Origin of the sequence: Flavobacterium longum (genome assembly GCF_965137575.1) — a bacterium.
GTDB lineage: Bacteria > Bacteroidota > Bacteroidia > Flavobacteriales > Flavobacteriaceae > Flavobacterium > Flavobacterium longum.
Genome location: NZ_CBCRZJ010000001.1, coordinates 1 through 26482 on the forward strand (window position 1 = coordinate 1; position 26482 = coordinate 26482).

Consider the following 26482-nt stretch of genomic DNA (forward strand, 5'->3'; position numbering starts at 1 on the left):
GCGTTTTCGCGACGAATCGAATGAAAAGCTTAGAAGGCATTTTCTTCAAAAATGACCTTGCTTGCGCCAAACGCTTCAAACTTCATTAACGCGCTTCGCTTATCCGCAAAGTTCTTCCGGGTTGACTGTGGTGCTGATACAATCCTGCATAACGTTTTGCGGCTTGGCGTAGTGGCGGATTTTTAGCACAAAAGTTCAATCGAAGAACTGCACTTGAACCTACTACAAAACTGTCATACGAAGCACTGCATCCGCCATTACGCCAAACCGCTGTTACCGGCTGGTGTTCTGTTGTCCGTCTTTGCAAACCATTGTCAGTATTGAGTTTTCGTGTCATTGTCTGTCGGGCTGTGCGTTGCGTTTTTTATTTTTTTTGAAGGGTCGGGAAATTTTTTAAAAACAATTTTGTCCTGCGTTGGCTTTGCAAGCTCTTTGACAAAGCTTTGGTCTGTGCGTTGGCTTGTGCGGCTTTGGCAATGTGCTTGCAAATAGCGTTGGCATTTTCTGTTGTTATATTGGTGGTAGCCCCAATTCCTTTAAAAATTTATTATGTGTCTCTCTTGCTTTGGTAATGTCCTTGTCAAGGTCAACGAGTTTTTTGTTTACCACTTTCAAGTCAATTATTTCTTCGTCTAACGATGTGCTAACATAGCGTGAAATATTTAGGTTGAATTCGTTCTTAATGATTTCGTCCATTGATACTCTACGAGAATAACGGATTTCTTCTTTTCGGTCTTTGTATGTGTCAACAATCTTTTCAATATTTTCAGGTAGTAAACTGTTTTGTCGTTTACCTTTTTCAAAGTGGTCAACGGCATTGATGAACAAAACATCGTCAAACTTCTTGCACTTCTTTAAAACCAAAATACAAACTGGAATTCCTGTCGAAAAAAACAGGTTTGCAGGAAGTCCGATAACTGTGTCAATATTGCCGTCCTCTAAAAGTTTCCGTCTGATTTTTTCTTCTGAACCGCTTCTGAACAAAACACCATGAGGTAAAATGATAGCCATTGTTCCCTCTTTGCTTAAAAAGTGAAAACCGTGTAACAGAAAAGCAAAGTCAGCAGCTGACTTTGGTGCAAGTCCATAACTTTTGAAACGGAAATCTTGTCCCATTTCTTCCGATGGTTCCCAACGATAGCTAAATGGCGGATTGGCTACTATGGCATCAAATTCTAATTTCTTGGAAGGATTTATTTCATTTAAAATTTCCCAATCATTGACCAAAGTATCTCCGTGATGAATTGCAAATTCTGTATCCTTCACTCCATGCAACAGCATGTTCATTCGGGCTAAGTTGTATGTGGTAATGTTCTTTTCTTGTCCGAATATTTTGCCGATTGTTCCTCCTGCATCTGTCATTCTTTTGCGGACGTTGAGCAATAATGAACCTGAACCACAGGTAAAGTCCAATACTCGTTCAATCTTTTTCTTTTCGCCTTTGCTTGGGTCTTGGCTGTCAAGCGTTACAATAGCTGAAAGAATATCTGAAATGCGTTGTGGAGTATAAAATTCACCTGCTTTTTGACCTGAACCTGCCGCAAATTTTCCAATCAGATATTCGTAAGCATCGCCTAAATAGTCAATGTTTTTATCAAAGCTGTTGATGCCTTCTGCAATCTTCTGAATGATGTTGCAGAGTTTTTTGTTTCTTTCTTCGTAGTTCTTGCCAAGCTTATCAGAATCTAAGTTGATTTCAGAAAACAAACCTTGAAAGGTGCTTTCAAAAGATTCATTTTCTATGTATTTAAAACCTTCCTGCAAAGTGCGGAGCAATTCTTTGCTTTGGGTTTTAGCCAATTCGGCAATGCTGTTCCATAAGTGAGAAGGTTCAATCACATAATGAACTTTTCTCCGCATCTGCTTTTCAAACTCTGCAATATCTGCTTTATTCTGTTCATACCAAACAGCAAGCGGTGTTCGCTTGTCGTTGTCTTTTAAAACGGGATAATCTTTCCCTAATTCCTTTTTGGCTGCTACTTCGTAGTTGTCGCTCAGGTAACGTAAGAACAAAAACGAAAGCATATAATCACGGAACTGGTCTGCGTTCATGGCACCACGCAATTCGTCTGCGATTTTCCAAAGTGTATTGCCTAATTGTGTTTGATTATTTTCTGTCATGTTGCTGCTGGTGCTGGAGTTGGGTCATTAAATATTTCTGGAAAATGGAATTCATATTTTGCGAGGAATCCATTAAAAATTCGTTTGAATAATTCTTTGTTATCGCCAATCATTTCTTGTGGGTCAAAAATGGAGTATTTGCCATGGCTGAATAATTGCAAAGCTCTTTCAAAAAGAACTTCATCTTCTAAGCCATGAATACATTTATCAATTTTGTCATACCCGAAAAAACTGGCGGTCTTTTCAAGGATGCTTCGTAAAGCATTAAAATGATAAGTGAATATTTTATCTGATTCTACAACCTTTTTTAGTTCACTAATTGTTGCGATGTGGTGAAAGAACGGTGTATCGCCTGTGTCTTGCAAAGCATAATCGTTTGGCTCTTTGTAGTGCAAGAAGTATCTTTTGTTTTTAACTTTTCTGCCAAATTCATTAAACAATACATTGAAAAATAAACTGTGATGCGTTGAGATTACTGTTTTTATTTCGCTGCCTTCTGTGGTAAGTAGATTGGCTAAATCACAGGCTATTGCTATTGCATTGTTTTCGTCTAATGAAGAAATGGGGTCGTCAATGTAAATATATTTAACCCAGTTGTATGCAGGGTCTTTGTCAATTACTAGCTGGCAAATAGCCAAAAAGAAGCACCAAATGAAAAGCGTTTCTTCTCCTCTCGAAATTTTGATGTTCTCAATTGTTTGTTCTGATCCTTCAACTACAATGCTTCTTGAAAATCTAACTGTTGCGTTTTCATAGTCAATGTTGAATTTCAAATCAACATAATTACGAAAAAAGGATTCAATCTTTACGTCTAACTCCAATTCCTTTAAGCCATCAAAAAATACAGAATCAGTGTTAAGTTTTAAATACCTGTCTGTGTCATTCATAAGGTCGTTGTGCCATGAGAATAAATCTTCCGTAAAGGCATTGAAGTAAAGCGTATCTCTTGAAGTTACATTGCCTTCATCATCATATACCTTACCATCTTCTTTAAACTCCATTGAAAGGCGTGTTTTCCCCGTTCCATTATGGGCAAATAACAGCACCAAGTCTTTCAGCTTTGTATTATCGCCTGTCAAATCCTTTCGGAAGTGTTTGGCAATATCTGTAAGGTTTGTAAATTTTATTACTTCACTCATTCTATTACTTCATTTAAATTAGGAAACAAACCTTGCAATAAGCCTTTCTTGTGAAGTTGTAGTGCCTCTACTTTTTGATTTTGTGCTTTTATCAAATCATCAATTGATGAAAGTGTTTCAGCAATTCTATCTTGTTCTTTCGGATTTTTAGGAACAGGAAATTCGTATTTGATAAAGTTCTTTCCATTGATTGAATTAATAGTTGCACCTAAATCTGCTCTTACTTGCTTGTCATAATAGTCAGATTGGAATAACTGAAAGACAAAAGCAGGGTTATTTGCTCTGAAGACAGTCATGAAAGCACCGTGAGTCGCAAAAGGAATTACTTCAGGAATAATTGCATTTTTACCAATAAGATTTTTTGAACCATTTCTAACACACACTAAAATATCTTTAGGTTTAATTAGGTTAGCTCCGTTTATATCCTCTCTTACATAAACGGAATCTTTTAAATCTATAAGTCCATCCTGAATATTCGACGACCTTAAAACTAATAAACCTTTATCTCGAACATCTTCTGGACTATATGTAAGTCCATTGATTAAATAACCTAATTCACTTAGCTCAGTGACTTCCCACTCCCCACTATTCTCAAACTCCTTAAACCGAAATTTAGGAACAGTTTCACCTGCTTGTGGCAAGAGATTTTGTAGTAAGCCCTTTTTGTGGTCTTTCAGCACCTCCAGCTTTTGGCTCTCGGCTGTGATGACTTCATCTAAGGACGAAAGGCAAGCAGCGATTTTTTGTTGTTCATCTGGTTTTGGAACTCCAATATTTTGGCTTTTGTAATCCGAATAATAAATATGTGGAATGCCCGACCCTTTTACATACGATGAAAAGTCAATTGTATTTAGTAAGTAATACGCCCATTCAATTTGGTATTTTTTTTCATCTTTTGATTTCAGTGCTGATAAAGTTCCTAAAGTTGATGTTTCACTTTCACATAAATTTAAACGACCTACACCCGAACCATCTTTTACTATTGAAATGTATGGGTGTTTATGTTGAAACGTATCAATATACCCAATGATGCTATCAGCTCCATAAACAGCATATCCACTTTGTTTTAATTCAAGTTTATTTAATGCTAATGATGAGCTTTCCGCATTCAGAATACTAGCGATTTGCATTAACTCCCAGGCTTCCTTGCTGTTAAATTCAGGAAAGCGAAGTTTCGGCACTAATTTGTTTTCGTTGTTCTTACTCATACGCTTTCAGTCCTGATATTTCTCGCCCTTCGGCTTTCTTTTTTAAAATAGGTGTCAATTCGGCCATTAACGCCAACTCTCTTTTGGTGCGTTCTTTCCAGCCTAAATCTAAAGGGGCAAACAGTTCACTTAGTTTGTCGGCATCAAAAATCATTCGGCTAATAATAGCATCTGTAAATTGCTGCAAAGCAGAAACTTCTAAACCATTATTGTTGGCAATTTCCGCTAATCGTTTGGCAATTTTTGCTTCTTTAAAGTTTTGATAGCCGTCTTTTATTTCATGCTCGTTTAATGCCTTCCCAACTTCCAGCGTTTTGATGTAGTCAATAATATCTTCCCTTTCTTCCATCAGGTTGGCACTGCTGCTCAATACACCAATGAGTTGGTCACGGGTCATTTTCTGCTTTTTCGGTGTGCCTTGTGTGTATTTGGCAATCAGGTTCATGATGTAATCATAATCCACCACCGAAGAAGCAAACAACACAAATTCAAAATCCAATTGCTGAATGTTTTCAGGTGCTTTGTCGCCTTCTTTTTGCTGAATTTCTTTGAGTTGCTTGGCAATTTCCAAATACGAACTGCGGAATGAACGCAATTGCTCTTCGGGCATCAGTTCGTCTATCTTGGCTTTCTGCTCTTCGTTTAAATCGGTGTATTGGTCAAGCTGTGTTTTCAGACGTTGCACTTCTTTAAAGCGGTTGATAAACTCCACACGGGCAGCATCGCCTTTGATGTTGTAAACCTCTTGCGGTTCTGCTACCATGTTTTTGTCTTCCATCCACTTTTCCATTGCCTTTACTGCCTCTTGATATTTTTCAATCACTTTTGGAGCTGGGTCAACCAACCAAATTTCTTTGGCTCGTCCTGTATCTTCTCCGCTGAACAGGGCAATGGCTCTGTCCACTTCGACTTGTTGTTGCCTAAAGTCTAAAATGTTTCCGTAAGGTTTGGTATCATTTAAAATACGGTTGGTTCGGCTAAAAGCCTGAATCAATCCGTGAAATTTCAGGTTCTTGTCCACATACAAAGTGTTCAGGTATTTACTGTCAAAGCCAGTAAGCAACATGTCCACCACAATCACCAAATCAATTTTGTTCTTGTGCGGATAGTCGGCATTGCTGAACTTCTGAAATTTGATGCGTTGCTGAACATCTTGGTAATACAAGTCAAATTCGGTGATTTTATGGTTTGAGCCATATTGTTTGTTGTAATCGCTGATAATGGCTTCCAATGCCTTTTTCTTCTTTTCAGGTTCAACGTTGTTGTCGGCTTTCTCTTGTTGTAAATCTTCCTGCAACTGCTGAACATCTTTGTTGCCTTCGGCAGGCGGAGAAAATACACAAGCAATATTTAAAGAAATGAAGTTTTCATCTTCTTTGGCTTTGCTTGCCTGAATTTCTTTGAATAGTTCGTAGTATTCAATAGCATCATTGATAGAAGCCGTTGCCAACAAAGCATTGAAACGTTTGCTGTGTGTTGCAGCATCATGTTTTTTCAGGATAGCATTTACAACCGCTTTTTTATGGTCAGTGCTTCCAACAGTTACATTTTTTTCGGGCTTGAAATAGTCAATATGAAATCGCAATACGTTTCTATCTTCTATTGCATGAGTGATTGTGTAGTTGTGTAACGGATTTTGGAAAATGTCTTTGGTGGTTACATACGAGCCAACAGTTCCGTCAATTTGCTTGTAAGTTGCATTGTCGTCAAAAATGGGAGTTCCTGTAAATCCGAATAACTGTGCTTTCGGGAAAAACTCTTTGATTGCTTTATGATTTTCACCAAACTGCGAACGGTGGCACTCATCAAAAATGAAAACAATTCGTTTGTCGCTTAACGGTTGCAAGCGTTCTTTATAGTTGTTTTTGTTGTTTGGGTCTAAAGCCAAACCCAATTTTTGAATGGTCGTAACAATTACTTTATTAGCGTAATCTTCCGAAAGCATTCGCCTTACCAATGTTTCTGTATTGGTGTTTTCCTCCACGCAACCTTCCTGAAACTTGTTGAACTCCTCACGGGTTTGTCTGTCCAAGTCTTTGCGGTCAACCACAAACAAACATTTTTCAATATTCGGATTGTCTTTGAGTAGAGTAGATGCTTTGAAAGATGTCAGCGTTTTTCCGCTTCCTGTTGTATGCCAAATGTAACCGTTGCCTTTGTGTTCCTGTATAGAATTGACAATTGCCTTAACAGCATAAATCTGATAAGGTCGCATCACCAACAACTTTTGTTCGCTTGCAACCAAGACCATGTATTTGCTTATCATTTGGCTCAGTGTGCATTTGCTCAAAAACTTTTCTGAGAAGTCGTCTATGTGTGTAATTTTTTTATTGTCCTCACTGGCAAATTGATAAACGGGTAAAAATTGTTCGTCAGCATTAAAGCTGAAATGAGAAGAGTTGTTATTAGCGAAATAATAGGTGTTACTGCGATTGGTAACAATAAAAAGCTGCATGAAACAAAGCAATGAGTTGGTATAACCATTGCCCGGGTCGCTTTTGTAGTCCACAATTTGCTGCATGGCTTTTCGTGGGCTTACTTCAAGCGTTTTTAATTCTATTTGAATAACAGGAATTCCGTTAATCAATAAAATCACATCGTAACGGTGATTGCTGTTTTCTGTATTTATGCGAAGTTGATTGATAACTTCAAATTCGTTTTTGCACCAGTCTTTTATGTTTACCAAGGTGTAATGCAAAGGCGTTCCGTCCTCACGGCTGAAAGTGTTTATTTCACGTAATCGTTTAGAGGAAGCAAAAACGTCTGAATTGATAATCTCGTCTCGTAGTCTGGCAAATTCAGCGTCAGTCAGGTTAACTCTGTTGAGAGCCTGAAATTTTTCACGGAAATTCTTTTCCAGCGAAGCCCTGTCCTTTATGTCCGACCTGTAACTGTATTTCAGGTCAGTCAGTTTGGCTATTAAACTATCTTCTATTTGTTGCTCTTTAATCATCTAAAATATATATCGGTCAAAGTTACTTTTTTAATCACGTTAATCAGTCTGTGCGTTGGCAAAAAGTGGCTCTTTTGGCTTTGCGAAGGGTCGGCTTGCGGGTGGGGCAAAGCCAAATGTGCCACTTGCGGGCTGGTTAAAATTGTTTTTAAAAAATGCGGGTGGAAAAAAAATAAAAAACACAGGGTCGGCAATGAGTGTAGGCTTACTCGTTGTCCACTTGAAATATGGTCTGTATGTTGTCCAACTGTCAAAATGGTTTGTCCTTGTGTTAATGTTCAAATTTTAGTCGTCTGTTTCATGTTTGCACTGTCGTTTTACACTTGCCGGTAACGGTTGCAGACAGGCGAGGTTCGCGGATCCTGCGAACTGCGTTCTATCGGTGAAGATACAAAATGTTCGTGAGAAGCAACTTCCGGCGGCAAAAAACTAGCGAATCTTGCCTGTTTGCTGTTATGCGGGGTTGTGCCGTCCAATATTCCGCAACGATTTCGGATCGTTTTCGCAACGTTATGATTTGATGCGGTTTTCCCGCAACGGAATGTCATTTTTTTCGTGTAACTTCACTAAGCTTTTCAAGCGCTTCGCTCGGAAAACGCGTTTTCGCGACGAATCGAATGAAAAGCTTAGAAGGCATTTTCTTCAAAAATGACCTTGCTTGCGCCAAACGCTTCAAACTTCATTAACGCGCTTCGCTTATCCGCAAAGTTCTTCCGGGNTGACTGTGGTGCTGATACAATCCTGCATAACTCCCTTATACCTCCCCAAATTCCCATTCCATATAGCAAAAAGAAGGAAATAGGCGGGGTTTTTAGCTACCAAATATATTAAAACATTTATCACAAATCATCGAACGGGCTTTTCACCATTTGAATACTTCTTGTGCTTACGTGCGTATATATTTCGGTGGTGCGGCTGCTGTTGTGGCCAAGGATTTCTTGGATGTAGCGCAGATCCGTGCCGCTTTCCAGTAGGTGCGTAGCATAACTATGGCGCAGCCAGTGTAAAGTTACGGGTTTGTCGATACCCGCTTTGGTCACTGCTACGCGCAAGACTTCACTCAGGCTTCGCGCGTCATAAGGTTCGCCGGGTGTGCGGCCTTCGAAAAGGTAAATTTCAGGGCGGTAGTAGCGGTAATATTCCCGCAGCAACGTCAGGATTTTTGGAGACAATGGCGCAATCCGGTCTTTGCGGCCTTTCGCTTGCCGAATCAATACGACTTGTCGGTCGGCATTAATGTCTTGCGGTTTTAGCGCGAGCAATTCACTGCGCCGCAGCCCGCAGCTGTAAATCATTGACAGCATTGCGCGGTGCTTGATGTTCGCCTGGCACGACAGAATCTCCTTAATCTCACTCTTGCTCAGGACATTGGGAAGATTTTTCGGGTTTTTCGGGCGGTGAATTTTCCCGATATCGATTTTCCGGTTTTCGATCGTCTGAAAATACAACTTGATCGCATTCACCACTTGATTTTGGTATGACGCCGAAAACTTATTTTTCAGCACATATTCATTATTGAAATACACCACATCATCGTCGGTCATGTCAGAAGTTGGCATATCCCCGAAAAATTTCAAAAAAGTCATCAGCGCCTCACAATACGTCCGCACCGTATTCTCGCTGTATCGGCGCGATCGCAGCCATTGCCGGAACCGTTCCACTTCCAGCCGTTGCGGCGTAAATTCAGTTTGGAGGTTAAAAATACGCAGGTTGTCGGGCGATGCGGGCAAGTGCCACACTTTTAAGGAATTGCTCCAGGCCGAACCCGGAAAATCCCGCATCTTGTCAATGTTCCAAGGCGTTTTCTCGAATGTAACCGCAATGCGTCGCTCGCCGCGGTGCTTGATGATTTTGGCTGTCCACTTCATGATTTTGGCGTATATAGAGGCATAAAAATACGCTTTTTTTATTTGGTTTTGAAGCATGTTCCGGTTTTTCGCTGCAACGCCTCGCGCAATTGGCTGCAACGGCCATGCGGCGGCCAAGCGCTTCCGTTGGTCGCGTTGGCCGCGGCGCCTTTGCACGCCGCTTGCCCTGCGGGGTTTCCGCTGCAACCCGGGCTATGGCATTGTTTAGCCGAAACATGCACGCCATCGGAATTCCCACCCGACTAATTATTCATTATTCATTGTTATTTATCTTTGCCCCAACAACACAACCATGTACAAATTTCTCATCCGTCCGCTGCTGTTCGCCCTCGACCCCGAAAAGGCGCACCACATCACATTTTCCGCCATTCGTTTCCTATGCAGGATTCCCGGCATGAAAGCCTTGTTCCGCTCCATGTACGAGATCAAAGACCATAGGCTCGAGCGCGAAGTGTTCGGCATTATGTTCAAGAATCCGGTCGGGTTGGCCGCCGGTTTTGACAAAGACGCCAAATGTTACCAAGAGTTGTCTGCGTTTGGGTTTGGTTTCATCGAAATCGGCACGCTTACCCCGAAACCGCAGGACGGCAATCCAAAGAAACGATTGTTCCGTTTGCTCGAAGATTCGGCCATCATCAATAGAATGGGTTTCAACAACCAAGGCGTCGCGGCGGCAGTTGAAAGATTGCGTACCAATAAAAGTGTCCTCATCGGCGGCAACATCGGCAAGAATAAAGTAACGCCCAACGAAGAAGCCGCCAAGGATTATGAAAGCTGTTTCGACGCACTTTATGACGTCGTCGATTATTTCGTGGTCAACGTCAGTTCGCCCAACACGCCCAATCTCCGCGCGTTGCAAGACAAAGAACCATTAACGGACTTGTTGCAGACCTTACAGGACAAGAATGCCGCTAAGCCAAAACCAAAGCCCATATTGCTCAAGATTGCCCCGGATCTTACCAACGAACAACTGCTCGACATCATCGACATCGTCAACCAAACCAAAATAGCCGGCGTCATCGCCACCAATACCACATTGTCCCGCGACGGGTTGCAGTCGGCCAACCAATCAGAAACCGGCGGCCTGTCCGGGAAACCGCTCACCAAACGCGCCACCGAAGTCATCCGGTTCCTCTCCGAGAAAAGCAACAAATCCTTCCCGATCATTGGCGTCGGCGGCATCCATTCGGCGCAGGATGCGTTAGACAAGTTGGATGCGGGTGCGGCGTTGGTGCAGCTGTACACTGGTTTCATCTATGAAGGTCCGGCGCTGGTGAAAGCCATCAACAAGGAAATTTTGCGTCGCGGCTAGTTATCGCAAAATCGAATACAGTATTTTCGCGATGTTCCGCGCATCGTCCACGCCGCGGTGGTGTGTGCCTTCGAGCGGTAAACCCAGTAGCTGCAGCGCGCCGGCCATTCCGGTTTCATGAGGCAATTTATGCTTCACGGCGAACAGGCTTTTCACGTTGATGTGCGACGGCCCGAACGGAAAACCCACGCCCAAATCGCTGCACTGCCGTTGGAATTGTTTCAGGTCATACGCGCCGTAACTCGCCCATATCCGGCTTTGCGAATCGTATTCCGATTTCAGGATTTTGAGGGCATCCTGGAATGCGATGCCTTCGGTGGTGACCATTTCGGGCGTAATCGTCGTCAGTTCGGTGCAGAAGTCGCTTACCGTTGAGCGCGAAGGCGTTACGATGATGCCGCGATTGTCGGTAACTTCACCGGTGTTTACATCGAGCAGGCAAACGCCAATTTCGATGATGTCGCTGGTCATGCCATCCGGCGGATTGCCGTTCCAGCACGTGGCTTCCACATCAATTACGATGATCTTGTCCAGTTTCTTAGCCATTACAAAAGCGTGATTACAGAAGTTACTGCAAATCCGGTTGCGATGGCTACGCCGAAGCTCAATAGCGTCCCGATCAACACATATTCGGTGAGTTTGCGGTCATTGGATTTCGTCAGGTCGCCGAAGCGGAAGATGGATTTCGCCGCCATCAAAAAACCGATAGACGCGAAGTTTCCGGTTACGATAAAGAAAAATACGAAAAGCCTTTCCAGGATGCCGATGTATTTCCCGGCGTTCTGCAAATCGGCCGTTTGCGAAGTGGCCACATCGGCGTTGGGCGTTTGGCCTGGCGTCCAGATCGAGATGACTTTCTTGATCAAGATTGAGGCCGGTGAAGTGAGCAACAGCACCGCCGCGGCGTAAATCCAGGCGCGGTCGTCCAAGGTATAATGACGCAGGTCAATACCGTTCCACAAAATGGTGATGATGACCATAGACAACACGTGTAAAGCCTGGTCACCAATGAACCAAATGCGCTCCGTGCGCTCGTTTTGGGCATATAGTTTTATCGTGTCGATGACACCGTGCGCCAATGCCAGCAACGCAGCATATCCCACAAATTGGACATCCCAGACTACAGCCCAAGCCAGTGCGAAATGCAGCAACGTGTGCGCGTACAGGAATTTGCTTCTGCCTTTGTGTGCGTTCTTGTGCGCCACCCAACGGTCTGGCTGGAAGACGAAATCGCCGAGCAAATGGGCGAGGAGTAGTTTGGCGAAAATGATCATAGCGTTTTGATTTTATCGCGGAAATAGGCATCCACATCCATCATGAGGTCAAATTGTGCGCGTTTGTGGCGGCGGCTTACGGCGGCTTGGTTGATGCCCAGTTTTTGGCCGAGTTCTTCCTGTGACAAGTTCGGGTTGCCGATGGCCGTCACGACATATTCCGCAGATTGTGCGAGCCAGCCGTCGGCGATGGTCATGGCCAGTTGCAGCATCAGGTTCAGTTCGCGGTCAAAAGCGGTGTTTCCGGTGTTTATGGCCAGGTTGGTCTTGAGTTTCTTAAGCATTTCAAAAGTTTCGCCCGAGCGGATGTATGCCGTGCCGTTGCTTTCGGAGATTTTCGCCGCCCGGTGTTGCGTGTCGCCGATGCCGATGCTCATCCTGAGATCGACACCGACCGCTTTCAGCGCGGCCTTGATTTCGAGCGCCGTCAGCAGGACATCTTCCGGGTTGCCGATTTCCAGTTGGAATTGGTCGCCGCGGTAGATTTCCCAGTCGTGCGGATTGTCGCCTTTGGTCGCCAGCAAATCCTTGAGCCTGTCGAGCCACGCTTTGGTCTTGAGTTTTCGGGAGTTGGCGATGTCGCCGGTGATGATAGCCGTCATAAATTTTTATATTACCAAATAGCGTAATATTTGTAATTATTACCAAATAACGTAATATTTTTGATTATTACCAAATAGCGTAATAATTTTTTGTTTGGCGTCCCGTCATCTTTTGCCTAACTTTGGGCACTTATGAGCGACATCAAGATCATCGAATGTCCGCGCGACGCCATGCAAGGCATCCGGACGTTTATCCCGACGGACACCAAGGTTTCGTACATCCAGGCGTTGCTGCGCGTGGGTTTCGATACCATTGACTTCGGGAGTTTCGTGTCGCCCAAGGCCATTCCGCAAATGCAGGACACCGCTGAGGTGCTGGCCAAACTCGATCTGTCGCAAACCCAGAGCAAGTTGCTCGCGATCATCGCCAACGTGCAAGGCGCGGAATCGGCCTCGAAACATCCGGAAATCAAATATTTGGGTTATCCGTTCTCGATTTCAGAGAATTTCCAGATGCGGAACACCCATAAAACCATTGCGGAATCCATCGTCACCTTGCAGGAAATCCTGGACATCGCCAGCCGGTCAAACAAAGAAGTCGTGGCGTATTTGTCTATGGGTTTCGGCAACCCGTACGGCGACCCGTGGAATGTGGAAATCGTAGGCGATTGGACCGAAAAGCTCGCGGGCATGGGCGTCAAGATTTTGTCGTTGTCCGACACGATTGGCAGCTCTACGCCTGAAGTCATCGATTATCTGTTTGCGAACCTGATCCCGAAATATCCCGGCATCGAATTCGGGGCGCATTTGCATACCACGCCAGACAAGTGGTTCGAGAAAGTAGATGCCGCGTACAAGGCCGGCTGCAAGCGCTTTGACGGCGCCATCCAGGGTTTCGGCGGTTGCCCGATGGCCAAGGACGACTTGACCGGCAACATGCCCACCGAGAAATTGCTGTCCTACTTCACGACCGTCAAGCAAGACACCGGCACGCGCCCGATGAGTTTCGAGAGTGCATACAACGAGGCGAGCAAAGTATTCCAGGCCTACCATTAAATTTCCGGTTTGGCCGCGTTAGGGATGGAAGCGGCAGCCCGGAGCGCAGCGAGGACTACAGCGTACAGCCCGGCGCTTGCGCAACGCCCAAAAAATAGTCGAAATATCTCGCCACCAACCACTAGCAACTAACAACTAAAAGTAGTATATTTGCATGCAATTTAACTACAACAACAAATTGCAATGCACGCACACAACGCCAAGATCGTCGGCGAAGGATTAACCTACGACGATGTCCTGCTGGTTCCCAATTATTCAGAAGTCTTACCGCGCGAAGTCAGCATCCAAACCAAGTTTTCACGCAACATTACCTTGAACGTTCCGGTGGTTTCGGCGGCCATGGATACCGTGACCGAAAGCGCGATGGCCATTGCGATGGCGCAGGAAGGCGGCATCGGCGTACTCCACAAAAATATGACGATTGCCGAGCAGGCGGCGAAAGTACGCAAAGTGAAGCGTGCCGAATCCGGGATGATCATCGATCCGGTGACTTTGCCCTTGACGGCTACCGTGGCCGACGCCAAGAAAGCGATGGCCGAATTCGGGATTGGCGGCATTCCGGTCGTGGACGACCACCGCACGCTGAAAGGCATTGTGACCAACCGCGATTTGCGTTTCGAGAAGAACGGCGCGCGCCCGATCGTGGAAGTGATGACCTCAGAAAACCTTGTAACCACGGGCGAAGGCACGTCTTTGCAGGAAGCCGAAGTGATTCTGCAAGGCAACAAAATAGAGAAACTCCCGGTCGTGGACGCGAACGATAAGTTGATTGGACTGATTACCTTCCGCGACATCACCAAATTGACCCAGAAGCCGATCGCCAACAAAGATTCTTACGGACGTTTGCGCGTGGCCGCGGCCATTGGCGTCACGGGCGACGCGATTGACAGGGCAGAAGCGCTCGTGAACGCAGGCGTGGATGCCATCATCATCGATACGGCGCACGGGCATACCAAAGGTGTCGTTGAAATATTGAAGCAAGTAAAGACCAAGTTTACCGGCATCGACGTTATCGTGGGCAACATTGCTACGGGCGAAGCAGCGAAATACCTGGTGGCCAACGGCGCCGATGGCGTGAAAGTAGGCATCGGACCTGGCTCGATCTGCACGACGCGTGTCGTGGCGGGCGTGGGCTTTCCACAGTTTTCTGCGGTACTCGAAGTGGCGGCGGCGATTAAAGGTTCGGGTGTTCCGGTGATTGCCGACGGCGGCATCCGTTATACGGGCGACATCCCGAAAGCGCTGGCAGCCGGTGCAGATTCGGTCATGCTGGGTTCACTGTTGGCCGGTACGAAAGAGTCGCCGGGCGAGACGATTATTTTTGAAGGGCGCAAGTTTAAATCCTACCGCGGCATGGGTTCGGTGGAAGCGATGAAAGAAGGTTCGAAAGACCGCTATTTCCAGGATGTGGAAGACGATGTAAAGAAACTCGTCCCGGAAGGCATTGTGGGCCGCGTGCCGTACAAAGGCGAACTCAACGAAAGCATGCAACAGTTCGTGGGCGGACTGCGCGCCGGCATGGGTTATTGTGGCGCGAAAGACATCCCGACGTTGCAGGAAACTGCGCGCTTTGTGCGCATCACTTCGAGCGGCATTACCGAAAGCCATCCGCACAATGTTACAATTACCAAGGAGGCACCGAATTATTCACGATAAAAGTTTAAAGTTCAAAGTTCAAAGTTCAAAGTTCAAGGTTCAAAGTTCAAAGTGACTAAACCTTGAACTTCTAATTTCAACTTTCGGCTTTCACCCCAATAATGAAACTAGAGAAGCAACTACTTATCATCGGCATCGTGGCCGTCATTTTTACGGCCGTCGTTTATTTTACGACGGGAAATACCAATACCGCTGGTTTCTCCGGAACGTTCAATACCATTTTTGAATTGTTCCTGATGAGCGCGATGGTGTTTCTGGTGCTGGCCATCAATTTTTTTGCATTGCGTTTTTTTGTCCGGAAGTTGCGGGAGATTGTTCGAAAGTAAATGTTTCGAAATAATTGCCGGGAGTTTCGATCGCGCCATTACTGTTTCAGCGTGGCCAGTAATTTCTTGTCGCCGACGATCCAGAGAATGTCATCTTGCTCGAGGATTTCGTGCGACTCCGGGTTGAGGATGCGTTTCCCTTTTCGTTCCAGGCCAACGACCAAGCCATTCGTTTTTTCCCGTAGCTGTGATTCGCGGATGCTTTTCCCGATGAATTCCGGATGCGTCAGGTCAATCTGTTGCAGCACGATGTCGTCTTCGGCCAGATGTTCGGCCGGTGCGGCTTCGTGATGGTCCAGATAGTCCTGGAATTGCTTGAGCTGCTGGTCGGTTCCGATGACGCATACTTCGTCGCCCGGAAAAATACGTTCGTTGCGGCTCGGCATCTTGATGTTGATCTCGCCGCGTTTGATGAAGGCGATGTTGATGCCGAATTTTTCCCGCAGTTTCAGTTCCTTGAGCATTTTGCCACCGATATTCGATTCCTTGGCGATGTCGAAGAAACTCATGTGGCCGTCCCAAGGCGTGAGGTCAGACCGGCGGCGTTTGTCCTTGAGGATGTCGCGCGCATTGAAATTCTTGAGGAAATGGTTTTCGATCTTGTGGTATTGCGCGTTGAGTTTCTTCGGGAAAATCAGATACAGTACGATGGCTGCCACGAAGGTGATGAACGCCGTTTGCGACGAGAAGAAGTTGTCCAGCAGAAAGCCGATGTACACCAACGTCAGGATAAAACGAAACAAAATCATCATAAAGATCGGGCCGCGGTATTTGCGCTCTGACAGCAATTGACGCACTTGTTCAACGGCCACGCGGCGGAGCGACAACGCCCAAAGGAACGGCGCCACGGCAATCAGCGTTCCGGCGGCGGCGAGCAAACGTCCGAAGCGTGTGCCTTCCACCATCGGCAAAATGTATTGGGCCGAGAGTAAAATCATCGCGACAATGATCACGGAATGAATGACCACTTGCATGAAATAGGCGCGCAGCACGATTTGCCAGTTGCTTACCGATTTGATGGACTGCGCGTTGGCGCTGTAGCGTTCAATCTGTTTGCGCCATTTGCGCGGGAGTTTCCGCTCGAGGAATTCAGATACGGGAACGCTCGCCTTGACCATGAACGGCGTGGTAAAAGTCGTGATGGCCGACACCGCAACGATGACCGGATACAGGAAATCACTGGTGACTTTCAAGGTCATGCCGAGTGTGGCGATGATGAACGAGAATTCCCCGATTTGCGACAAACTCATGCCGGTTTGTACAGATTGTTTCAGTGGTTGCCCCGAAAGAAGTGCGCCAATCGTAGAACTCAGCGACTGTCCTAAAATGGTAAGTAACGTCAAGACGACAATCGGCAACCAATGTTCGGCCAAGGAAGCCGGATCGATCAGCATCCCGACCGATACGAAAAAGACCGCGCCGAATAAATCCTTTACCGGTTTCACCAGGTGTTCAATGTGTTCGGCCTGCGTCGTCTCGGCGATGATGGAACCCATAATGAACGCGCCCAGCGCAGGCGAAAACCCGACGTTGGCGGCCAAGGTCACCATCAACAGGCAGAGCGCGATGGAAATGATCAGCATCATTTCGTCTGTGAGCAGGTTTTTGGCGCGTTTGAGTAGTGTCGGGACAAAGAAAATCCCGCCCACGAACCAGATGATCAAAAAGAATGAGAGTTTCAGGACAGACATCAAGAGTTCGTTCCCGGAAAATTGTTGGCTTACCGCTATGGTCGACAACAAAACCATCATCAAAATCGCAAGCAAATCCTGTACGATGAGCGCGCCGATGACGTTTTGCGCGAATTTCTGTGCCTTTACACCCAGTTCTTCAAACGTCTTGACGATGATGGTCGTGGATGATATCGCGAGCATCACGCCCAGAAAAATACTGTCCATTTTCCGCCAGTCCATCAAATTCCCGACGGTGTAACCCAGCAACAGCATGGTCGTGATTTGTGTCACCGCGGTAATCGAAGCCGTGCCTCCGACCTTGACCAGCTTCTTGAACGAGAATTCCAGCCCGAGGCTGAACAGTAGGAAAATCACCCCGATCTCGGCCCAGACTTCCACACTGTGCATGTCGGTCACCGATGGGAAAAAGTCAAAATGATTCCCGGCCAGGAAACCCGCGATAAGGTAACCCAATACCAACGGTTGCTTGATTTTCCGGAAAAGCAATACCGCAACCCCGGCCGTGACCAGGATCAGGCCCAAATCGGTGATCAACGGATACAGGTGCGTGGCGGCTTCGGCGGTGGCGCTCATTGTTGTTGTTTTTCGGGTTTTCGGTAAGATAGCGAAAAATCCGATTTTCACCAATCCGGAATGAAAAAAAGCCACCGGGAAGGCAGCATTTTAAAGGTTTTATAACAGAGCGGTGCGCGTCAGACCGACAGCCCGAGGTAATTGCTTGGTGTGATCCGGAGCAATTCATCGCGGACGTCCGGCGATACGGAAAGCGTCCCGATAAAGTCGTGGATCGCTTTGCGGTTGATGGCTTCGTTGGTGCGCGTCAAACCCTTGAGTGCTTCGTAAGGATTCGGGTAGCCCTCGCGGCGCAATATCGTTTGGATGGCTTCGGCCACCACGGCCCAATTGTTTTCAAGATCTTGCGCGAACTTGTCTGTGTTGAGCAAGAGCTTGTTCAGCCCTTTGAGCGTGGCTTCGAACCCGATGAGCGTGTGGCCGAGCGGCACGCCGATGTTGCGCAATACCGTGCTGTCGGTCAGGTCGCGTTGCAGCCTCGATACCGGAAGTTTGGCCGACAGATGTTCGAATATCGCGTTGGCCATGCCCAAGTTGCCTTCCGAGTTCTCGAAATCGATGGGGTTGACTTTGTGTGGCATCGCCGACGAACCCACTTCGCCTGCCTTGATTTTTTGTTTGAAGTAGTCCATCGACACATAGGTCCAGATGTCGCGGTCCAAATCGATGACGATGGTGTTGATGCGTTTGAGTGCGTCGAAAAATGCCGCAAAGTGGTCGTAATGCTCAATCTGCGTGGTCGGGAAGGAATGGTGTAACCCCAGGACATTTTCTACGAAATCATTCCCGAATTTCCGCCAGTCAATGGCTGGATATGCTACGACATGCGCGTTGTAATTGCCCGTCGCGCCGCCAAATTTTGCAGCAAACGGAATGTTGAACAACAACCGCATCTGTTCCTCGAGCCGCTCCACGAAAACCCCGATTTCCTTGCCCAGTCGGGTGGGCGAGGCCGGTTGCCCGTGCGTACGCGCCAGCATGGCGATGTCTTTCCATTCGATGCTGAGGTCTTTCAGTTTTTGGATAACCGAAATCAACATCGGCATGTATACTTTTTCAAAAGCTTCCATCGCCGAGAGCGGAATCGCGGTATTGTTGATGTCCTGTGAGGTCAATCCGAAATGGATGAATTCCTTGTGCGCCGACAATCCGAGCCGGTCAAACGCCTGCTTGATGAAATATTCCACCGCTTTTACATCGTGGTTGGTGGTTTTCTCGATGTCCTTGATGGCTTTGGCGTCGTCTGCCGTAAAACCGGTGTAGCACTGGCGCAACTGCTCGAAAATGGCAGGATCGACGCCTTTCAACTGCGGCAGCGGCAGTTCGCACAGCGCAATGAAATACTCGATTTCCACCAAGACACGATAGCGGATGAGCGCTTCTTCGGAAAAGTACGGGGAGAGGGAAACGGTTTTACTGCGGTAACGCCCGTCTATTGGCGATACGGCATTGAGTTCGGTAAGCATTGTGTTGTTTTTTGCAAGCCAAAGATACGGGATAATTCACAAATCACCATTCACCATTCACCATTCACCATTCACAATTCACAATTCACAATTGACATTAATGTGTTCAAGGTTTAAAGTTTAAGGTTCAAAGTTCAAGGTTCAAGGTTGAAAGTTCAAGGTTCAAGGTTTAAGGTTCAAAGTTTAAGGTTCAAGGTTCAAGGTTCAAGGTCTTTCTTCTTTAGTCTTTCTTCTTTCCTCTTTCTTCTTTCTTCTCTACATCATCTCGAGCAACGTCTGCTTTAAGTCTGCTACACCGAGCGATGCGACTTTGTCTATCACCACGACCGGATTTGACAGATTGTATATGCTCGCGGGTTTCGGATCGACGTAAAACACCGGCGTATTCGGTTTGGTGTAATGCATCAATCCTGCGGCAGGATACACTTGCAATGACGTCCCGACGACCGCGAAAAAATCCGCTTGGTGCGCCATCGCGGCCGCTTCTTCCAGCGCCGGAACCATTTCCCCAAACCATACAATGTGTGGCCGGAGTTGGTGGCCGCGGTCATCGGTATCGCCCAGATTCAGGTCATCGTGCCAGTCCAAAACGTAATTTGGGTTGCCAACGCTGCGTACTTTCAGGAGTTCGCCATGTAAATGCAATACGTTTGAACTTCCGGCGCGCTCGTGCAGATCGTCCACGTTTTGCGTGATGATGCGCACGTCGAAATCTTGTTCCAATTCGGCCAGTGCGAGGTGTCCGGCATTAGGCGATACGTCCTTGAGTTGCCGCCGGCGTTGGTTGTAGAATTCCAGCACGAGCTCCGGATCGCGCTGCCAGCCTTCCGGCGAGGCGACATCCATGACGTTGTGGCCTTCCCACAAACCATCGGAGTCGCGGAACGTTTTGAGCCCGGATTCGGCCGAAATCCCGGCGCCGGTCAATACCACGAGGTTCTTTTTCATAGCGTATCGTATAAAGTCTTGATGTTGATTTCGGTTGCTCTCCCAGACACCGTGACGGTTTTCTTCTCGCCGGGCAGTAAATCGAAATAATTGTCGTCGAATGTGGCATCGTCACCCGAAAGGAAAACGTTTTTCGCCAACACATCGGTCGTGATTTGCAGCGTTTTCTCGTCAAGCCATTCCCATGTGACGTTCGGTTTCCGTAGTTTAAGATCTTTCGGTTTGGCCATGAAATAAAGCGCGGAATGTTTTGTGGTTCCCTGAAATTCCATCGTAACGACTGCGTTGTCTGTGTGTTGCTTCCACCTGTGGAAGTCGATTTCGAGATGCGACCGGCTTTCGTTCGCGCCCGCAACAACGGGCTTCGATGTCGTCCAGATTTCCTTTCCATCAAAAGACAGTAACGTCACGGTCAGTAATCCTTTTTCCGGTTGCAGGTTGTCGTTGACGATAAAAACCGAAAGTGTGTCGCCGCGTTTTTCAGCTGAAACCAAGACATCGGCAAAACTGCGCCGTGCCTGATAATGCAAGGCTTTACGTCGTCCGAAGGCATCAATCGAACTCCACGAGGTCACCGGCCAACAGTCGTTGAGTTGCCAGTACAACGAACCCATGCAATACGGTTTCTTGCGGCGGTGCGCTTCCATCGCGGTTTTCATCCCGTCGGCCTGCAGCAATTGGGAAACGTAAATATAATCCTGGAACGCTGTCGGAATTTTATAGTCGCGCGCCATATAGTTGTCGATGGTTTGGTAACCGGTCGGGTGTTTCTGGTGGTTTTTGACCGATGCCGAAGACAAATTCAACTGATCCGCAGGCGTAAAATCCTTAAAAGTTTCCAGCGGCGGCATGCCTTGGAATCCGTATTCGCTCATGAAACGCCCGACTTTTTCCTCGTACACGTCAAAGGGCTCGTTTCCCCACCAAACGCCCCAATAATGCGAATCGCCTTGCAGCAGGCTTTCCTTTCTGCCCCAGCCGATCGAGGGCGAGGAAGGCCAATAAATGAAACGCTTTTGCGAAATGCTGTCCAAGGTTTTTGGGATCAATCGGTGGAATAACTTTTCATAATCGTTCCAGATCTTCGTCGAATCGGCTTTCGAATACTTGAACTGTTTTTGCCAACCCCAATTGTGCCAGCCTTCGTCGTTTTCATTGTTGCCGCACCAGAGTGCAAGGCTCGCGTGATTTTGCAGCCGGTTCACGTTGTCCGCGATTTCGTGCCTGACCGACGCGAGGAATTGGTCATCGCCGGGATACATCGCACAGGCGAACATGAAATCCTGCCAGACCAAGATTCCACGCCTGTCGCACGCTTCATAAAATGCATCGTCCGGATAAACGCCGCCGCCCCAGACGCGGAGCATGTTCATGTTGGCCAGCACGGCTTCGTTCACGATTCGTTCATAATCCTTTCGGGTCACACGCGGCAGGAAATTATCGGGCGGAATGTAATTTGCGCCTTTCATGAACACCGGAACGCCATTGAGCTTGAAGTAAAAACTTTTCCCTTTGTTGTCTTTTTCCTGGACGAGTTCGATGGTGCGCAACCCGATGTGCAACTTTCTGGCGTCCAATTCAATGTCATTTTCCGACAGGCTGATGGCAAAAGGATACAGGAACGGTTCGCCAAGCCCGTTGCACCACCAGCGTTTGGGTTTGTGGATGTCGTATTGGAATTCGACCGTGTTGGTCCCTTTTTTCAAGCGGACGTTTTTTTGTTCCGAATTGATTTTTAGGATGTAGTCGCCGGTTTTTTCACAGGCGATTGTCGTTTTGAAAACGATTTCTGCTTTGGCGTCGGTAAGTAAAGCTTGTTCATAACCGATGTTTCCAAGGTTTGCGAGGCCGTGAAAATGCAACGAAGCGGGTTTCCAGATGCCGCACGTCAGCAATTTCGGTCCCCAATCCCAACCGAAATGGTATTGCGCCTTACGGGTAAATACGCGCGCCGATTCAGGCAAGGTGTAGGGCAATTTTGCGGCCTCGGCTTTCTGGAAGTCGGCGATGGGCTTGAAAATAATCCGCAACGTATTATTGCCTTGTTGGAGCAAATGGGCGACCGGAATTTTCCAGGTGCGGAACATATTGTCGGCATTGAGGATGCGTTTTCCGTTGAGCGTCACTTCGGCGTAGGTGTCGAGTCCGTCGAAAACCAAATCCACTTTCCCGTATTTCTTTTCATCGGCTGAAAGGCCGAAAGTCGTTTCATAAACCCAGGATTCCTTGTCAACCCATTGTACCTTTTGCTCATTGTCGCCGAAGAAAGGATCCGGAATCAGTTGGTTGGCCAGCAAGTCAGTATGTATGGTTCCGGGAACTGATGCCACATAGTTTTTGTTTTCGCCATCGCGATGGAATGTCCAACCGTCGTTGAGGTTTCGGTAACGGTTCTGCGCCGTCATCGCCCATGAAAGTAACAGCAATATGACGGAAACGATTCTCATCCGATATTTTTTAATGCCTTGATTTCATCCGCATCGGCCATTTGCGAGCCATCGGTAATGGCCGACGAATGGTAAAAGTGTGCGCCGACGGTTTCATGCAGCGCCGCAAGATTCGTGGAACGAAGGCCGCCGCCGGGCATGACCGTGATGCGATTCGCCGCTTTTTCCACCAAAGTCTTCAGTACGGGCGCGCCCTCGATAACATTGGATTTTGTCCCCGAAGTCAATACCGTCGAAAACCCGCAGGCGATGATTTCCTCGAGTGCCGATAAGGGTTCCGAAACCTGGTCGAAAGCGCGGTGGAACGTCGCCGGAAGCGGTTGCGCCAAGTCGATGAGTATTTTGTTTCGTTCAGTGTCGATTGTCGCGTCCGGATGCAGCACGCCGAAGACAAATCCGTCAACAAATGGTTTTACAGTTAGGATGTCGGCTTTCATTTGGGCGAATTCGGCATCTGAGTAACAAAAATCGCCGCCGCGTGGCCGGATCATCACAAACAAAACCGTCTTTGTCTTGTGGCGTACTTCGCGGACGATGTCGGTGGCAGGCGTCGTTCCGCCCACGGCATAACCGTCGCAGAGTTCGATGCGATCTGCCCCTGATTGATCGGCGATGGATGCCGATTCGGGATTGAAGCAGGCAATTTCTATCCTCATTTCAAATGATAATCTGAATCCACCAAAACATTTCCGCTGTTGTCTTGCTTGGCGTAGTTGAATCCGCCTTGGATGCAGTACGCGCCGTGGTTGCCGTTCTTGTCCAGCGCGATAAACCCGACTTGGATGTCTTTCAGGTTTTTTCCGCGGAGTTTGGTCAGTTTGATTATTCGGGCAACGGCTTCCTCACAGGCTTTTTGCGGCGATTTGCCTTGCCGCATCAGTTCGACGACCAAATGGCAGCCCGTAATGCGGATGACTTCTTCGCCGTGCCCGGTTGCCGTGGCAGCCCCAATTTCATTATCGACATACAAGCCTGCCCCGATGATGGGTGAATCGCCCACGCGGCCGTGCATTTTATACGCCATGCCGCTCGTCGTGCACGCACCCGAAAGATTGCCGTGTTGGTCGAGCGCAATCATCCCGATGGTGTCGTGGTTTTCGATGTTGGCTTTGGGCTTGTACTCGCTGGTCTTGAGCCATTCCCGCCATTCTTTTTCGGACGCTTCCGTGAGCAGATTTTCTTTTTGGAAACCTTGTGACAAGGCAAACTGCAATGCGCCTTCGCCCACAATCATGACGTGCGGCGTTTTTTCCATGACTGCCCGCGCCACCGAGATCGGGTGCTTGATGTGTTGCAGGGCCGCAACCGAGCCGATGTTCGATTTTTCGTCCATGATGCAGGCGTCGAGCGTCACGTTGCCATCGCGATCTGGCCGCCCGCCGTAGCCTACGCTTCGTTCGTTTGGGTCGGCTTCGGTCACGCGGACGCCGGTTTCTACCGCATCGAGCGCTTTCCCGTTGCTTTTAAGGATTTCCCACGCGGCGGCATTGGCGGTCAATCCGAAGTTCCAAGTCGACAACACGATAGGCTTGGTTCCCACATTCTGAGCGGTAATGCCTTCGAAATCCAGTTTCGGTAATGCCGCGCCTGCCGTGACCAGCGCCGCCTGTTTTAAAAAGTCTCGTCTGTTTGCCATTATTCTGCGCTTATTTCGTCTATGAAAAGCCAGGCTTTTGCACCGGCGCCGGGTTTGCCGTCTGGAATCGTGCCCGCATTTTCGGCGGTTATGTTCAGTTGGGAATAGGCTGATTTTGGAACCGAAACGACAACGCGTCCGTTTTGTTTGCGGATGTCATCGATGGATATTTCCTGCAATAGATTGCCTTGTCCATCGCTAATCTTCACCGATTTCGGGAAATAAATCCAACTGCCCCGGCTTTCGAGGAAGTTTATTTTTATGACCGATATGGTTTCGGCGCGGTTAAGATCGATGATTGCCGAAACGTCGCTGCCGCTGAACCCAAGCCAGTTTTGCCCGTAGCGTTTCGGGTCGCCAAGCAGGCCGTCAACGAGCGCAAAAGCACCGCCGCTGTTGTAATTGGCGTGCGGTTGTTCCTTTAAAGTAATGGCGCGCCCAGTGGTTTTGGAAGATTTGAAATCCTGCGAAATGGTGTTGCCTTTCATCGAACCGTTGTCAAAATAGGCAGCAACTACCGTTTGTGGCTCGGTCACGCGGATGGGTTCGCGGTAGGCCGCAGACTGCAGGGTCGGCGTCGTGCCGTCGGTGGTAAAACGGATGCCTTGTCCGTCTATAGAAGTCAATGTAACCGAAACGCCATCTTTTGTTGGAAGCGGTGCAACCAAGGCTTTCAGGTCGTAGATGTTTTTGGCGTAGTTGATTCCTTTGGCCTCATAAACATCGAAATGACGCAGTAGCCGGTTTCGGAAATCATCATATTTCGCCGGATTTGACGTGCCCCAAACCACTTCAGACAGCGCAGCCATTCGCGGCATGACCATGTATTCGGCGTGCGATGGCGTGGCAATGTATTCTGTCCAGAGATTGGCCTGTGCGCCCAGGATGTACTTTGATTCATCGGCCGTCAAACCATCCGGTGTAACGTTGAAGGCATATACTTTTTCGACCGGAAGGTAACCGCCAATGGCCACCGGTTCATATTTCGGATTGCCCTGATAGGCGTCAAAATAACAGTGCGAACCCGGCGACATCACCACGTAATGTTTTTGTTTGGCCGCCGCAATCCCGCCTTCGGTACCACGCCAGCTCATGACCGCGGCATTCGGTGCCAGGCCGCCCTCGAGGATTTCATCCCAGCCGATGATTTGCCGGCCTTTGCCGTTTACGAATTTCTCGATTCTTGTGATGAAATGGCTTTGCAATCCGTGCTCGTCGCCGAGTTGGAGATCGGCGATCAATTGCTGGCAATGTGGGCAATTTTTCCAGCGGATTTTCGGGCATTCATCGCCGCCGATATGGATGTATTTCGAAGGGAACAACGCCATGACTTCGGTCAAGACATTCTCCAGAAAAGTAAAGGTTTCGTCCTTCGGGCAAAAAACCTCTTCGAACACGCCCCATTCTTTTGCGGTTTCAAACGGCCCGCCGCTGCAGGACAATTCAGGATAAGCAGCAAGTGCGGCGCGCGCATGGCCGGGCATTTCGATTTCCGGGACAACGGTAATGTGCCGCGCGGCAGCGTAGGCCACAACCGATTTGATTTCATCCTGCGTATAAAACCCGCCGTACCGGATCGTATCAAACTTTTGATCGTTGTAATGCCCCACCATCGAGCCGTTGCGCCAGCCGCCGATTTCGGTCAATTTCGGGTACTTCTTGATTTCGATGCGCCAGCCCTGGTCGTCGGTCAAATGCCAATGGAACGTGTTCATTTTGTACATCGCCAGGTAATCGATGTATTTTTTGACAAACGACACCGGAAAGAAATGCCGTGCCACATCGAGGTGCATGCCGCGCCACGAATATTTTGGTTGGTCTTTGATCGAGATTCCGGAAACCTTTACCGAAGCGACCGGTTTGTTGGGCAGGAGTTGCAGTAAGGTCTGGATGCCGTAGAAAATGCCTTTTGGTGATGCCGCAGAAATGGTAATGTTATTTTTCGCGACGTCAAGCCCGTACGATTCATCGGTTGCAAAACCTTGGGCAATCTCGAGCCTGATGGCATTTGTTGCCGCTTTTTTGACGATGGGAAGCTGGAAGCCAGTTTGCAAAAAAATCGCCTTTTGCAAGAATGTCGCCTCGAACGTGTTTGGCGCACAAATGACCGTTTGCCCATTGACGGTGAATGCGCCGGCTTGTTGCTCCACCTGCGCCGGATAAGGAATCAGCGGCGGTTGTTGCGCGCCGAGCGACAGCGTGACAAAAAAGAGGAGCAACAAAAATGGTTGGCGCATGACGTGGTTTTTACTTCGTACCGTTT

19 protein-coding genes are annotated in these 26482 nt (G+C 47.7%); 4 read left to right on the top strand and 15 right to left on the bottom strand.

The genetic code is table 11. The features are described 5' to 3' along the window. Positions 1-510: 510 nt before the first annotated feature. The 5 genes from ACM9J1_RS00005 to ACM9J1_RS00025 form a co-directional block, all read right to left on the bottom strand. Positions 511-2121 carry a type I restriction-modification system subunit M gene (locus ACM9J1_RS00005; RefSeq protein WP_415579737.1) on the bottom strand — a complete coding sequence of 537 codons (1611 nt, stop codon included), beginning with the start codon at positions 2119-2121 and terminating at the stop codon, positions 511-513. After that, a complete protein-coding gene (locus ACM9J1_RS00010; RefSeq protein WP_415579738.1) occupies positions 2118-3260 on the bottom strand; it encodes an AAA family ATPase in 1143 nt (380 codons plus the stop codon). The genes ACM9J1_RS00005 and ACM9J1_RS00010 overlap by 4 nt, the downstream gene beginning before the upstream one ends. Next, the gene (locus ACM9J1_RS00015; protein ID WP_415579739.1) at positions 3257-4468 is read right to left on the bottom strand and encodes a restriction endonuclease subunit S; all 1212 of its coding nucleotides are present in this window, start codon (positions 4466-4468) and stop codon (positions 3257-3259) included. Before ACM9J1_RS00015 ends, ACM9J1_RS00010 begins: the two co-directional genes overlap by 4 nt. Further along, positions 4461-7421: a type I restriction endonuclease subunit R gene (locus ACM9J1_RS00020; RefSeq protein WP_415579741.1), complete on the bottom strand. Its 2961-nt coding sequence runs from the start codon at positions 7419-7421 to the stop codon at positions 4461-4463. The genes ACM9J1_RS00015 and ACM9J1_RS00020 overlap by 8 nt, the downstream gene beginning before the upstream one ends. Before the next feature lie 839 nt (positions 7422-8260). Beyond that, on the bottom strand, positions 8261-9289 hold the full coding sequence (locus ACM9J1_RS00025; protein WP_415579742.1) for a tyrosine-type recombinase/integrase: 1029 nt from the start codon (positions 9287-9289) through the stop codon (positions 8261-8263). A gap of 292 nt (positions 9290-9581) precedes the next feature. Between ACM9J1_RS00025 and ACM9J1_RS00030 the strand changes: the two genes are divergently transcribed. Further along, positions 9582-10601, top strand: a complete 1020-nt coding sequence (locus ACM9J1_RS00030) for a quinone-dependent dihydroorotate dehydrogenase (protein ID WP_415579743.1) — start codon at positions 9582-9584, stop codon at positions 10599-10601. Here the strand turns inward: ACM9J1_RS00030 and ACM9J1_RS00035 are convergent, their stop codons facing one another. Genes ACM9J1_RS00035 through ACM9J1_RS00045 form a run of 3 tightly spaced genes read right to left on the bottom strand, consistent with a single transcriptional unit; the run spans position 10602 to position 12477 of the window. Next, positions 10602-11147 carry a 3'-5' exonuclease gene (locus ACM9J1_RS00035; protein WP_415579744.1) on the bottom strand — a complete coding sequence of 182 codons (546 nt, stop codon included), beginning with the start codon at positions 11145-11147 and terminating at the stop codon, positions 10602-10604. It lies immediately after the preceding gene. After that, on the bottom strand, positions 11147-11875 hold the full coding sequence (locus ACM9J1_RS00040) for a DUF3307 domain-containing protein (RefSeq protein ID WP_415579745.1): 729 nt from the start codon (positions 11873-11875) through the stop codon (positions 11147-11149). Before ACM9J1_RS00040 ends, ACM9J1_RS00035 begins: the two co-directional genes overlap by 1 nt. Continuing rightward, the gene (locus ACM9J1_RS00045) at positions 11872-12477 is read right to left on the bottom strand and encodes a SatD family protein (protein WP_415579747.1); all 606 of its coding nucleotides are present in this window, start codon (positions 12475-12477) and stop codon (positions 11872-11874) included. Before ACM9J1_RS00045 ends, ACM9J1_RS00040 begins: the two co-directional genes overlap by 4 nt. 132 nt (positions 12478-12609) lie before the next feature. Here ACM9J1_RS00045 and ACM9J1_RS00050 point away from each other — a divergent pair, with 132 nt between their 5' ends. The 3 genes from ACM9J1_RS00050 to ACM9J1_RS00060 all read left to right on the top strand — a co-directional run bounded on the left by ACM9J1_RS00050 (position 12610) and on the right by ACM9J1_RS00060 (position 15455). After that, a complete protein-coding gene (locus tag ACM9J1_RS00050; protein ID WP_415579748.1) occupies positions 12610-13473 on the top strand; it encodes a hydroxymethylglutaryl-CoA lyase in 864 nt (287 codons plus the stop codon). Between the two features lie 183 nt (positions 13474-13656). Beyond that, the gene (guaB, locus tag ACM9J1_RS00055; protein ID WP_415579749.1) at positions 13657-15129 is read left to right on the top strand and encodes an IMP dehydrogenase; all 1473 of its coding nucleotides are present in this window, start codon (positions 13657-13659) and stop codon (positions 15127-15129) included. Positions 15130-15230: 101 nt separating this feature from the next. Continuing rightward, positions 15231-15455 (top strand): hypothetical protein, encoded by a 225-nt coding sequence (locus tag ACM9J1_RS00060; protein WP_415579751.1) that lies wholly within the window; start codon positions 15231-15233, stop codon positions 15453-15455. Positions 15456-15493: 38 nt separating this feature from the next. On the opposite strand, the gene ACM9J1_RS00065 is transcribed toward ACM9J1_RS00060, so the two are convergent. The 7 genes from ACM9J1_RS00065 to ACM9J1_RS00095 all read right to left on the bottom strand — a co-directional run bounded on the left by ACM9J1_RS00065 (position 15494) and on the right by ACM9J1_RS00095 (position 26456). Further along, positions 15494-17722 (bottom strand): cation:proton antiporter domain-containing protein, encoded by a 2229-nt coding sequence (locus ACM9J1_RS00065; protein ID WP_415579753.1) that lies wholly within the window; start codon positions 17720-17722, stop codon positions 15494-15496. Between the two features lie 119 nt (positions 17723-17841). Further along, positions 17842-19188 carry an adenylosuccinate lyase gene (gene purB, locus ACM9J1_RS00070; RefSeq protein ID WP_415579754.1) on the bottom strand — a complete coding sequence of 449 codons (1347 nt, stop codon included), beginning with the start codon at positions 19186-19188 and terminating at the stop codon, positions 17842-17844. 255 nt (positions 19189-19443) lie between these two features. Next, positions 19444-20136, bottom strand: a complete 693-nt coding sequence (locus ACM9J1_RS00075; RefSeq protein WP_415579756.1) for an SIR2 family NAD-dependent protein deacylase — start codon at positions 20134-20136, stop codon at positions 19444-19446. Then, positions 20133-22583 (bottom strand): glycoside hydrolase family 2 protein, encoded by a 2451-nt coding sequence (locus ACM9J1_RS00080; protein ID WP_415579758.1) that lies wholly within the window; start codon positions 22581-22583, stop codon positions 20133-20135. Before ACM9J1_RS00080 ends, ACM9J1_RS00075 begins: the two co-directional genes overlap by 4 nt. Further along, positions 22580-23239, bottom strand: a complete 660-nt coding sequence (locus ACM9J1_RS00085) for a copper homeostasis protein CutC (RefSeq protein ID WP_415579760.1) — start codon at positions 23237-23239, stop codon at positions 22580-22582. The genes ACM9J1_RS00080 and ACM9J1_RS00085 overlap by 4 nt, the downstream gene beginning before the upstream one ends. Then, positions 23236-24219 (bottom strand): isoaspartyl peptidase/L-asparaginase, encoded by a 984-nt coding sequence (locus ACM9J1_RS00090; RefSeq protein ID WP_415579761.1) that lies wholly within the window; start codon positions 24217-24219, stop codon positions 23236-23238. The genes ACM9J1_RS00085 and ACM9J1_RS00090 overlap by 4 nt, the downstream gene beginning before the upstream one ends. Then, positions 24219-26456, bottom strand: a complete 2238-nt coding sequence (locus ACM9J1_RS00095) for a beta-N-acetylhexosaminidase (protein ID WP_415579762.1) — start codon at positions 26454-26456, stop codon at positions 24219-24221. Before ACM9J1_RS00095 ends, ACM9J1_RS00090 begins: the two co-directional genes overlap by 1 nt. Between the last annotated feature and the right edge of the window lie 26 nt (positions 26457-26482).

Excerpts from the sequence above, each read along its gene's own strand:
- ACM9J1_RS00060 (WP_415579751.1), top strand. The coding sequence starts at position 15,231 with ATGAAACTAGAGAAGCAACTACTTATCATCGGCATCGTGGCCGTCATT.
- ACM9J1_RS00020 (WP_415579741.1), bottom strand. The coding sequence starts at position 7,421 with ATGATTAAAGAGCAACAAATAGAAGATAGTTTAATAGCCAAACTGACT.
- ACM9J1_RS00010 (WP_415579738.1), bottom strand. The coding sequence starts at position 3,260 with ATGAGTGAAGTAATAAAATTTACAAACCTTACAGATATTGCCAAACAC.
- ACM9J1_RS00075 (WP_415579756.1), bottom strand. The coding sequence starts at position 20,136 with ATGAAAAAGAACCTCGTGGTATTGACCGGCGCCGGGATTTCGGCCGAA.
- ACM9J1_RS00090 (WP_415579761.1), bottom strand. The coding sequence starts at position 24,219 with ATGGCAAACAGACGAGACTTTTTAAAACAGGCGGCGCTGGTCACGGCA.
- ACM9J1_RS00045 (WP_415579747.1), bottom strand. The coding sequence starts at position 12,477 with ATGACGGCTATCATCACCGGCGACATCGCCAACTCCCGAAAACTCAAG.
- ACM9J1_RS00035 (WP_415579744.1), bottom strand. The coding sequence starts at position 11,147 with ATGGCTAAGAAACTGGACAAGATCATCGTAATTGATGTGGAAGCCACG.
- ACM9J1_RS00025 (WP_415579742.1), bottom strand. The coding sequence starts at position 9,289 with ATGAAGTGGACAGCCAAAATCATCAAGCACCGCGGCGAGCGACGCATT.
- guaB (WP_415579749.1), top strand. The coding sequence starts at position 13,657 with ATGCACGCACACAACGCCAAGATCGTCGGCGAAGGATTAACCTACGAC.
- ACM9J1_RS00080 (WP_415579758.1), bottom strand. The coding sequence starts at position 22,583 with ATGAGAATCGTTTCCGTCATATTGCTGTTACTTTCATGGGCGATGACG.
- purB (WP_415579754.1), bottom strand. The coding sequence starts at position 19,188 with ATGCTTACCGAACTCAATGCCGTATCGCCAATAGACGGGCGTTACCGC.
- ACM9J1_RS00095 (WP_415579762.1), bottom strand. The coding sequence starts at position 26,456 with ATGCGCCAACCATTTTTGTTGCTCCTCTTTTTTGTCACGCTGTCGCTC.
- ACM9J1_RS00005 (WP_415579737.1), bottom strand. The coding sequence starts at position 2,121 with ATGACAGAAAATAATCAAACACAATTAGGCAATACACTTTGGAAAATC.
- ACM9J1_RS00030 (WP_415579743.1), top strand. The coding sequence starts at position 9,582 with ATGTACAAATTTCTCATCCGTCCGCTGCTGTTCGCCCTCGACCCCGAA.
- ACM9J1_RS00050 (WP_415579748.1), top strand. The coding sequence starts at position 12,610 with ATGAGCGACATCAAGATCATCGAATGTCCGCGCGACGCCATGCAAGGC.
- ACM9J1_RS00085 (WP_415579760.1), bottom strand. The coding sequence starts at position 23,239 with ATGAGGATAGAAATTGCCTGCTTCAATCCCGAATCGGCATCCATCGCC.
- ACM9J1_RS00065 (WP_415579753.1), bottom strand. The coding sequence starts at position 17,722 with ATGAGCGCCACCGCCGAAGCCGCCACGCACCTGTATCCGTTGATCACC.
- ACM9J1_RS00040 (WP_415579745.1), bottom strand. The coding sequence starts at position 11,875 with ATGATCATTTTCGCCAAACTACTCCTCGCCCATTTGCTCGGCGATTTC.
- ACM9J1_RS00015 (WP_415579739.1), bottom strand. The coding sequence starts at position 4,468 with ATGAGTAAGAACAACGAAAACAAATTAGTGCCGAAACTTCGCTTTCCT.